The organism is Paenibacillus sp. J22P277 (assembly GCF_059383675.1).
This window is the reverse complement of the sequence record NZ_JBXENS010000021.1, coordinates 1-1,457: the sequence shown is the minus strand read 5'-3', so window position 1 is coordinate 1,457 and position 1,457 is coordinate 1. Positions and strand designations below refer to the sequence as shown.

Sequence of the window (1,457 nt, the reverse complement as noted above, 5' to 3'; positions counted from 1 at the left end):
GCTGATCCGGGGATGTCCGAATGGGGAAACCCGGCTGGAGTAATGTCCAGTCACCTTGTAGTGAATACATAGCTACAATGGAGGCACACCAGGGGAACTGAAACATCTAAGTACCCTGAGGAAGAGAAAACAATAGTGATTCCGTCAGTAGCGGCGAGCGAACGCGGATTAGCCCAAACCAAGGAGCTTGCTCCTTGGGGTTGTAGGACGTCTCACATGGAGTTACAAAGGTGTTGGCTAGACGAAGAGGTCTGGAAAGGCCCGCTATAAGAGGTAAAAGCCCTGTAGTCCAAAGTCAGCACTCTCCGAGACGGATCCTGAGTACCGCGAGACACGTGAAACCTCGTGGGAATCCGGCAGGACCATCTGCCAAGGCTAAATACTCCCTAGCGACCGATAGCGAAGCAGTACCGTGAGGGAAAGGTGAAAAGCACCGCGGAAGCGGAGTGAAACAGAACCTGAAACCGTGCGCTTACAAAAAGTCAGAGCCCAATTTAGGGGTGATGGCGTGCCTTTTGTAGAATGAACCGGCGAGTTACGTTCCCATGCAAGGTTAAGGTGAAGAGCCGGAGCCGCAGCGAAAGCGAGTCTGAATAGGGCGCCATAGTATGTGGACGTAGACCCGAAACCGTGTGATCTACCCCTGTCCAGGGTGAAGGTGCGGTAACACGCACTGGAGGCCCGAACCCACGCATGTTGAAAAATGCGGGGATGAGGTGGGGGTAGCGGAGAAATTCCAATCGAACTCGGAGATAGCTGGTTCTCCCCGAAATAGCTTTAGGGCTAGCCTCGGCGTCGAGAGTCATGGAGGTAGAGCACTGATTGGGTGCGGGGCCCGCCAAGGGTTACCAAGTCCAGTCAAACTCCGAATGCCATGTACTTATAGCCGGGAGTCAGACAGTGAGTGCTAAGATCCATTGTCAAGAGGGAAACAGCCCAGACCATCAGCTAAGGTCCCCAAGTGTGTGTTAAGTGGGAAAGGATGTGGAGTTGCAAAGACAACCAGGATGTTGGCTTAGAAGCAGCCACCATTTAAAGAGTGCGTAATAGCTCACTGGTCGAGTGACTCTGCGCCGAAAATGTAACGGGGCTAAACACACCACCGAAGCTATGGCTTGCTACTTTGTAGCAGGGGTAGGGGAGCGTTGAATGTACGTTGAAGTCAGACCGTAAGGACTGGTGGAGCGCATTCAAGTGAGAATGCCGGTATGAGTAACGAAAAGACAAGTGAGAATCTTGTCCGCCGTAAGCCTAAGGGTTCCTGAGGAAGGCTCGTCCGCTCAGGGTAAGTCGGGACCTAAGGCGAGGCCGAAAGGCGTAGTCGAAGGACAACAGGTTGATATTCCTGTACCACCGTAAACCGTTACGAGCAATGGGGTGACGCAGAAGGATAGTGACGCGGGCTGATGGATGCCCGTCCAAGCAGTGAGGCTGATGTGTAGGCAAATCCGCACATC

At 53.3% G+C, this 1,457-nt stretch carries 1 rRNA gene; it reads left to right on the top strand.

The annotated features are described in order from the left end of the window. A 23S ribosomal RNA gene (locus AC50YL_RS35995) occupies positions 1–1,457 on the top strand; the annotation flags it as partial.